At 55.4% G+C, this 8,338-nt stretch carries 6 protein-coding genes and 1 pseudogene; 1 reads left to right on the top strand and 6 read right to left on the bottom strand.

What is annotated here, in order from left to right:
• The 6 genes from JHL21_RS17565 to JHL21_RS17540 form a co-directional block, all read right to left on the bottom strand.
• Positions 1-1,452 (bottom strand): Ig-like domain-containing protein (locus JHL21_RS17565; protein ID WP_200214998.1); only part of this gene is annotated, 1,452 nt, incomplete at its 3' end.
• A 161-nt stretch (positions 1,453-1,613) separates the two neighbouring features.
• Positions 1,614-2,234 carry a ribbon-helix-helix domain-containing protein gene (locus JHL21_RS17560; RefSeq protein ID WP_200214997.1) on the bottom strand — a complete coding sequence of 207 codons (621 nt, stop codon included), beginning with the start codon at positions 2,232-2,234 and terminating at the stop codon, positions 1,614-1,616.
• The gene (locus JHL21_RS17555; RefSeq protein ID WP_200214995.1) at positions 2,224-3,552 is read right to left on the bottom strand and encodes an HlyD family type I secretion periplasmic adaptor subunit; all 1,329 of its coding nucleotides are present in this window, start codon (positions 3,550-3,552) and stop codon (positions 2,224-2,226) included. The genes JHL21_RS17560 and JHL21_RS17555 overlap by 11 nt, the downstream gene beginning before the upstream one ends.
• Positions 3,549-5,693 carry a type I secretion system permease/ATPase gene (locus JHL21_RS17550; protein ID WP_200214994.1) on the bottom strand — a complete coding sequence of 715 codons (2,145 nt, stop codon included), beginning with the start codon at positions 5,691-5,693 and terminating at the stop codon, positions 3,549-3,551. Before JHL21_RS17550 ends, JHL21_RS17555 begins: the two co-directional genes overlap by 4 nt.
• A 71-nt stretch (positions 5,694-5,764) precedes the next feature.
• The gene (locus JHL21_RS17545; protein WP_200214992.1) at positions 5,765-7,165 is read right to left on the bottom strand and encodes a TolC family protein; all 1,401 of its coding nucleotides are present in this window, start codon (positions 7,163-7,165) and stop codon (positions 5,765-5,767) included.
• A gap of 26 nt (positions 7,166-7,191) precedes the next feature.
• Positions 7,192-7,554: a hypothetical protein gene (locus JHL21_RS17540; RefSeq protein WP_200214990.1), complete on the bottom strand. Its 363-nt coding sequence runs from the start codon at positions 7,552-7,554 to the stop codon at positions 7,192-7,194.
• A gap of 333 nt (positions 7,555-7,887) precedes the next feature.
• On the opposite strand from JHL21_RS17540, the pseudogene JHL21_RS17535 reads away from it, so the two are divergent.
• Positions 7,888-8,338 (top strand): annotated as a pseudogene (locus JHL21_RS17535) (transposase); the annotation flags it as partial.

The raw sequence follows: 8,338 nt of genomic DNA, 5'->3' as shown, positions 1-8,338 counted from the left end.
GATCGCACCCAGAAGGTCGGCCGGAACGTCGTTGCCGTAGTTGACCGTGATCGTGCCGGTGTAGGACGCGTTCTCCGTCGAGTCCACCTCACCGCTGACCAGCGGAGTGCCATCCACATTGGCCCCGGAAAGCCCGTCCTCGTCAACAACCGCAACCGGGTGATTGACCGTGATCTTTGGCGCGGAATCCGCCGCGAGCGTGATCGTCACCGTCGCCGTCGAGCTGTCGCCGTCCTTGTCAGTGATCGTGTAGGTGAAGCTGTCCGTGCCCGTCTTGCCCGCCGTCGGCGTATAGGTGAAGGTGCCGTTGTCATTATAGACGGCGCTGCCCTTCGACGGACCCGTCTCCAGCTCAACGCCGGTCACTAGGTCGACCCCATCAGCGCCCTTGTCGTCATCGTCCAGTACCTTGATGACGATAGGCTGATCCTCGGCCGGAGCCGCACTGTCGTCCTTCGCATCAGGAACGTCGTCGACGATGGTGACGTCGAGCGAGGCATTGGCCTGCGAGCCGTCACCATCCTTGACTATAACCGGGAACGGCAGCGTTAGCGTGTTTTCGCCGTTGCCAGTCGTATGCAGCAACGTGTTGTCCTTGAGCGTGTAGCGGTAGTCGACCGCGCCGACGCCCGTCACGGTATCGAAGCTGAACCCGGTCACCACCAGCGTGCCGGTCGCGTTGTCCACGATCGTCTGCGGCAGCGTTGCACCCAGTCGAACATCAATCCCGCCGATCGACAACGAACCAAACCCGTCCTTCGCCGAGAAGGTGAAGATTCCCGTCTGCGTCAGCGCCAAACCGTTCGGCGAAGTGCCGTCAGGCAGATCGTCCTCATCAACCTTGAGTTCCCCCCCTGTGACATTCAGACCATTGATCGTCACCCCCTCGTCGGCCCTATCAAGCAGCTCGCCAAAAAAGTATTCGCGATCTTCAGGCGAGTTGAACGACAGCGCTGTAGGGGGCAGGAGGTCCCCGATGTCAAATGCGGGACCTATACCGCCGACCGGCTGTTCAAAATTGCCGCCAGAGCTGGAGCGAGAATTGCTGCCGCCCGGTCCAGCAGCAGTAGCAATCCCATTCGCCTCAAACAGCGCTGCCACCGCGAACTCGGGGATTTCGACCTCGCCCAAAACGATGGAGAGCCCAGTTATCGCGCCATTTGGGACAACGATAGTGGTGCCATCTGGCTGGACAAATTCAAGGTCGGCACCGTTCGCACGCGGCTGTTCGAGGCTAACGCCTTCTGGCAGGCGCAACACCGACCCGTCTTCGACCTCAATGACCAGCTGTTGCGCAGCTTGCTGTGCGCTTCCGGTAGAAGAGGCAGTATCTTGCGCTATGGAGGTTGGGCTAGCTGTAACCGCTGTCGACTGAGCTACCCGCATTACTTCAGCCGAGGAGATGATATCCTCCTGCGAACCGAAAATCGGGCTTTTGACGCTCACAACCATAACATCCTCCATGCAAACTGAATTACCTGAAGGTCAAGATACAATCCAGAAATCACCTCAACAACTTCAGCTACATTACGTGTACATAACCTGTTATGCAGTTTAATTGTTTATTTACTTATCGTTAACACCAAAGCATACGCAGTTATAACTAACCTAAATCACTTCAAAAGATACCCAACCAATATACTGACAGGAACTGGCGGAGGCGCAATAATCCTAGCCTCAGCGCGCCACTCATAATTATCGACAACAATAGAAACGCCGCACTCAACAGACGCAACATCTAGCAGCTCACTAAAGATTTTTTCAGCTGGCTGATCCAAGCGCAGCTGCGCCTTTTCTGCTGGGCCACTTTTCGCCATGGCGGTTCGAAGATAGCGGACGAATTCATCGTTGACCCGCACTAGCTGCTTGTTGCGATCGAGCGCAAAAGAAGGTGTTGGGGCCAGTTGCAGGAGTTTGACTATAGCGAGCGGCTCGGCAAGGCTCGCCAAGCGCAGATCCTCGTCCAATAAATTGCGCACCACCGCGCTGCGCAGGCCGCTAGACAAGTTTGTGCCCGATGGCAGAGATATCTGCATCAGCTCTCGCGCATAGTCTGCGGGCTTGACTTTCTTCCGCGCGGCGAGCCTAGCAATCGCATCCCAAAACACTTGTTCAAGACGAACCGCGTGGCGCGCACTGTTGAGCGAGATCGTGCGGAAGATCGGTCGCGCCCAGTCGTTCTCGACAGCGAGAGTATCTAACTGATCAGAGCCTGATCCTTTTTCAGCGCTCAATCAGGGCCTCCTGACGAGCTTTGTTAATCGGCTTGAGTAGATATTGCAAAATGGAGTGCTTGCCGGTGATGATGTCTACGGTTGTCACCATCCCGGGAAGAGTGGCTAGCTGCTGCTCACGATAGTGGAGAACAGTTTCTTCGGCCCTGACGGTAACCAGATAATATGTTTCGCGAGTTTGTTCATCCACGAGACTGTCAGCAGACACATTATCAACGATGCCACTGAGCCCGCCGTAGACAGAAAAATCATAAGCTGTGAATTGAATACGGGCCTGCTGCCCGGGAATGACGAAAGCGACGTCAGATGGCTTGAGCCGAGCTTCGACCAACAGAAAATCTGACTTTGGCACGATGTCCATCAAACGAGTGCCAGCAGTGACAACAGCACCTATGGTGGTGACATCAATGGCATTGACGATTCCATCGACCGGCGAGCGCACCTCGGTGCGATTAACTCTGTCCGCCGCACCACGCAGCTGCTGCTCAGCACTAGCGAGTTCGGCGCGTCGCAACGTGAGCTCGGAGAGAGCTTCTTGTCGAAACTGCTCATCGGCTTGTTTGACTTGCAACTGCGCCTCAAGTAGGGCCGCGGCCAAGCGCGCCTTGCCCTCATCGACAGCAGCGATCTGGCCGGAAAGGTCGCCCACCTCAGATCGCAGAGCGAGCAGATCGGTGCGTGCCGACAAGCCCCGCTCGGCGAGGGGCGCAACCAAGGCGAGGCGCTCTTCGGAAATGGCCAGATTTGCCTCTAGGCGGGTCTTATTGATCGCTATCTCATTAAGCTCGCGCTGACGCTGCTCCACGCGCTGCTGCAACACTTCGGCGGTGCTCAGCTTGCTTTGCAGCCTTGAAGTTAGCAGATCTAGTTCCGCGGCGCATACGCCTGGCGCCTCTAGGGTGACACGATCCGGACAGATAAAGGCTCCAGCAACCAAGCCAAGACTTTCGACACGTAGACGCTCGGCTTGCGCGGACAGAGCCAACACCTTGGCCGCCACTTCACCGGCGCTCGCGGCTGTCGTGGTGTCATCCAACCGCACCAGAAGTTGGCCTGATGAAACCTGCTCGCCCGAGCGAACAAAGATATCAGTTACAACGCCTGGTTCGGCGCTTTGCACTATTTGCGACTTGCCGGAGGGAATGACTTTGCCCTCAGCGCGGCTGATCTGGTCCACTTCGGCCCAATTCGCCCAGAACAGGAAAGCGACAAAGATGCAAGCTATGAGGAAGACGATCTGAGACCAGCCGCGCGGCGGTCTGTCGAATTCAGCCCCCAAATGACGCCTCGGCGCGCGTGAATCCTTCGCTGATTTCATGGTGCGTCTGCCCGCGTACGCAGCTTCTCAAGCACCTGCTCTTTCGAGCCGTCCGCGATCAACTTGCCATTTTCAACAACCATGAGGCGTGAGACCAAAGATAGGAGACTATAGCGATGGGTCGCGATAAGCACTGTCTGATCGGGCATTAGGCTTGCTTCTAGATTTTTGATCAGCTGCTTTTCCGTGGCCAAATCCATCGAGCTCGATGGCTCGTCGAGAAACATGACTTTAGGTTCGACCAACATGGCTCGCGCCAAAGCAATGGCCTGACGCTGACCGCCCGACAACAGAATGCCGCGCTCGCCAACGTCCATCTCATAGCCCTTGGGATGACGGGCTACGAATTCTTCAACCCCGGCGCGACGTGCCGCATTCAGTAGTCGTTCCTCGCTGGCGGTTGGATCACTCATCAGTATGTTTTCGCGGACAGTGCCGTTGAAAATCTCAGGGTCCTGCACAACCAAGCCGACCGCACGGCGCAAGTCCGCCGGGTGGTATTGATCGATGTCGATCCCGTCGATCGAAACCTCGCCTTCACTAGCCCGATGAAAATTGACCAGCAGCCGGCCAATGGTTGTCTTGCCTGAGCCGATCCGGCCGATGATACCGACTTTTTCGCCAGGCTCGATCGAGAACGAAATCCCATCAAGCACGAAGACTTTGGTATTGGGGTAAGAGAAGCGCACCTTGTTGAACGTGAGACGCCCGTGCTGCACCGAACGCTGGGTTTGATTGGCAAGCACAGGCCGCTCATCCGGCAATTTCATAATGCCATCTAAGGTCTGGTACGCCTCAATAGCAGCACGGGCGCGTAGCAAGGTGCCAGCGATCATGCCAATGGGCGCGATCAGCCGGCTGGAGAGCATCATGGCTGCAATAATTGCCCCGGTCGTCACATCGCCCGAGCTGAAGGCGTAAGATCCCCCAACAATGATACCAACCAAGGAAATCTGTGAAAGGGTAGCTGTGACATTGGTGGCAATGGACTGCAATGAGCGCAGCTTATCCTGCGTATGTGACGAGGCCAGCACCGCTGCTTCCCAGCGTTTGAGCAACTGACCTTCGGCGCGAGAAGCTTTGACCGTTTGGGCCCCGGTGAGCGCTTCAACCAGCACGGCATTGCGTGCCGACGATTCTGCCAGAGCGGCCTTAACCGCCCGGCTGGACAAGCCTCCCACAATAAGCGTGACAATGAGTGCAATCAGGCCTGCCAAGAGCGGAAAAACCACCAACCAGCCAATTAGCAGCGCGATAACCCAAGCGAAGACGCCCAGAAACAAGGCGTCAACAAACATCACCAGAGTACTAGCCGCCACGAATTCACGTAATACCTCATATTGGCCGATGCGGCTAATGAAGGCACCCGTTGAATTGGGACGAGCGGCCATGGTCGTATTCAACACCCGATCGAAGAGAGCCGAAGACATCTTCATGTCTATGGAGCGACCCACATATTCAACTACACCAGCGCGGGCGAGCTTGAGCAAAAGGTCAAATACCGCGACGACAGCAATGCCAATGGCCAGGACCCAGAGTGTCGTTTGCGCCGCGTTTGGCAATACGCGGTCATAGACATTCATGGTGAACAGCGGAAACGCCAACGCGAAGACGTTAATGAACGCTGCTGCGACTAGCACATAGGGGCCGCTAACTGCGTGACCGCGCACTGCAGTCCAGAACCAATGGCCGATTTGCGCAGTTCGAATGCCACTGCTTTCGTCTACGGCCTCAAAGTCAGGAGCAGCAAACATTAGAGGAACGGAACGGCGTGCATTTAGTGACCGCGCATCGGCCCTCGCCTCGCCCTGGAGCAATGGGTCGTAGATCCTATAGTTGCGCCGATCTAATCGTCCCAGCACCACCAAAGGGGGACGGTCTGCTGGGAACATCAGTACAGGGAAATCATATGGCTTGAGCCGGTGAAGGGCGCCTTCGCCATGGCGTATGCTGACCCCAATGCGCGAAAAAGTGCGAGCGGCCAAATCGGGTGTCATTAAGCCGTTTTCGAGGGGCAGTCCTGAGGTCAGAGTGGCTACGGAATCGGTCTTATGCCAAGCCCGCGCCAGAAACCGCATACAGTCTAGTAGTGGATCGATCGGCTGCGATAAGTTCTCGTGATCTTCCGCTGCGGATGACATACGCACCATCCCTCCCAACATTCAACGCAGCCGTTCCGCGCGGTGCCCGCAACGGCTCGCTGCAACGCGTGTTAGTTACCCGCGACGGGGAGGAGGAGCGGCGTCAATGTACGTGGTTCGCTAGCCTGCCAGGACTGAACATCGAAGACCGAACGTGTATCCGCCACTGCACTGCCGTGGACGGAAACCTCAAGGAAATCCAGCAATGTGCCGCTCGCAGCGAGGACGCGGTACTCCGCAAACATGACACTGTATCGTGCAGTTTCGCGCAGAATTTGAACATTGTAGCGTGTGTTCTGAGCGTCAAGCACGTCTAACAACGAACGCTCGCCAATGATGAACTGGTCGCGATAGGACGACACGAGACTACCCGATGAACCCAGCTGTTCATCATAAACCCGCGCGAGCTCGCCCTGTGTGTTCATCCGAAGCCAAGATTCACGAACCGCTTGTTCAACTTCACGCACGGTCTGATCGAAAACCAACTTGACTTCGCTCTCACGACGCATCTGTTCCTGAACATTGTGGTGCGTGATGCCGCCATCATAAATATTCCAGCGCAGCGACAGTCGTACGCTTGCATCGTTCTGCCATTCGTCAGTTCCAGAAATATCGTAGCCCGTTGCGACCCGACCTTCCAATTGCAGCTTGGGCTTAAAGCTCGACGATGCCTGATCAACCAATGCGGAGGCAGCATCAATATCGGCACCAACTGTTTTGGTCCGCGGGTTATTCACGATTGCCTTGCCTATCGCCAATTCCAAGGAGGTGGGAATGGCAGCAGATGCTCGCGCCGGCGCACTAACGGTACCTGGCATCATACCCACGAGTGTCTTGAACTCAATCTGGGCCGCAACCAGCTCAGCACCAGCCTCGGTCAGGCGCGCGCGGGCAGCAGCGAGACGTTCTATGGACTGAAAACGGTCTGCTTCAGTGAGCTGCCCGCTTTCGATGGCTGATGACACGTCGCCAACCATTGTCTCATGGAAGCCCACATTTTCACGGGTTAGATTGACAATCTGGAGCTGGAGCAAGACCTGATAATAGACACGCACAATTTGCAGAGCGATGAATTCACTGCGTTCAAGCACGCGATAAGATGCGCCGTCGACGCGCGCAGCCTGACGGGCTACCTCAAAGTCACGGAAGCCGCCATCGTATAGGTCGTAGGTCGCAACTACGCCGATTTGGGATGGATAAAGCGGATCGTTCTGGATGCCTTGAGCCCGACGAGAAGGGTTATTGAGGGCCTGCACACCCGTAGAGGCCTCAAGGTCGATGCGCGGCGCAAACAGACCTTCTGCCTGGCGCAACTCGAAACCAATTGCGTCGTGGTTTTGGATCGCCTGACCAATATCTGGATTGCTATCCATGGCGATCTGAATAGCTTGTGTAAGCCCCATCGCCGTAGAGATGCTAGGCGTCGCTATAGTTACGCTCGAGAGCAGAAGAATTCTAATGAGCTTAATCATTTGATATAGTCTCTGTCCTACGCAACTCAGCGAAATGCCAGGTACTGCTGATGGAAACAGTCGCATTTCTGTACTGTTTCTTCATCCACATGACCGCCGTTCAAATAACCAAGAGCCGCTGAACATGCCCAGCGAGCCTCCATCGCCCAGACAAACGCCGGACGCGAATTGGTTAGCGTACGGGGATCACCCATGCCGACTTTGGCGCTCGACAAGTTTGCCGAAACTGACTGGCGAATATCATCGACCGGCTGTTGATGCAGATAAGACTGACGGTAGTTGCTGCACTGCCCTCCAGCGTAATGACCTAGATCAGCGGCATTCACCCCAAATATGCTTGCAACTGCCAACACCCCCACAAGGCTGCGCATACAAATCTTCTTGCTCACCTTACTGCGCCCCCTCAAGTACAAAGCGTTACACTCAAAAACTAAAATCCAGACCACCCACCCAACACTAGTATGTCAAATAAACAAATCAATCAAGACCATCATTAGACAGACTAAACGACTCATATCGACACCTATACAGATACGCAGAAACCCGTGTAAATAGTTCGTACGCTTTTCGACGTACACCTAAATAATCACAATCCGCGCATAAGTGGCTTAATTGCGCGCCAATGACAATTTATGAGTGTCCGGCATCAGGACCTATGTCTCAGAAATGGGTTTGCGATTTAAGGAGAGTTCTGGTCTCGTCAGAGTGACGAAAGACCCAGAATGACGACAAAAACATCCAAGACGAAATCATCCGCAGAGCAGGTTGTGAAGGACATTCGCCGTGTAACGCGGCGGCACTTTTCCGCCGAAGACAAGATCCGGATCGTGCTCGACCGATTGCGTGGCGAGGACAGCATTGCGGAGCTGTGTCGGCGTGAAGGCATCGCCCAGAGCGTCTATTACTCTTGGTCAAAGGAGTTCATGGAAGCTGGCAAGCGACGTTTGGCTGGTGACACAACTCGTGCCGCCACCAATGATGAGGTTCTGGATTTACGCAGGGAAGCAAGCGCGCTCAAGGAATGCGTTGCGGATCTGACGCTCGAGAACCGCCTGCTTAAAAAAAGCATGATCGGGGATGGGGAGGATATCGAATGAGATATCCCGCATCTGAAAAGCTCGAGATTATCCGGCTGGTTGAGCAATCGCATCTCCCCACCAAACAGACGCTGGA

Source organism: Devosia sp. WQ 349K1 (assembly GCF_016595685.1).
Classification (GTDB): domain Bacteria; phylum Pseudomonadota; class Alphaproteobacteria; order Rhizobiales; family Devosiaceae; genus Devosia.
The sequence above is the reverse complement of the archived record's forward strand: the minus strand, read 5'-3'. Positions and strand labels throughout refer to the sequence as shown.

Excerpts from the sequence above, each read along its gene's own strand:
- JHL21_RS17555 (WP_200214995.1), bottom strand. The coding sequence starts at position 3,552 with ATGAAATCAGCGAAGGATTCACGCGCGCCGAGGCGTCATTTGGGGGCT.
- JHL21_RS17550 (WP_200214994.1), bottom strand. The coding sequence starts at position 5,693 with ATGTCATCCGCAGCGGAAGATCACGAGAACTTATCGCAGCCGATCGAT.
- JHL21_RS17545 (WP_200214992.1), bottom strand. The coding sequence starts at position 7,165 with ATGATTAAGCTCATTAGAATTCTTCTGCTCTCGAGCGTAACTATAGCG.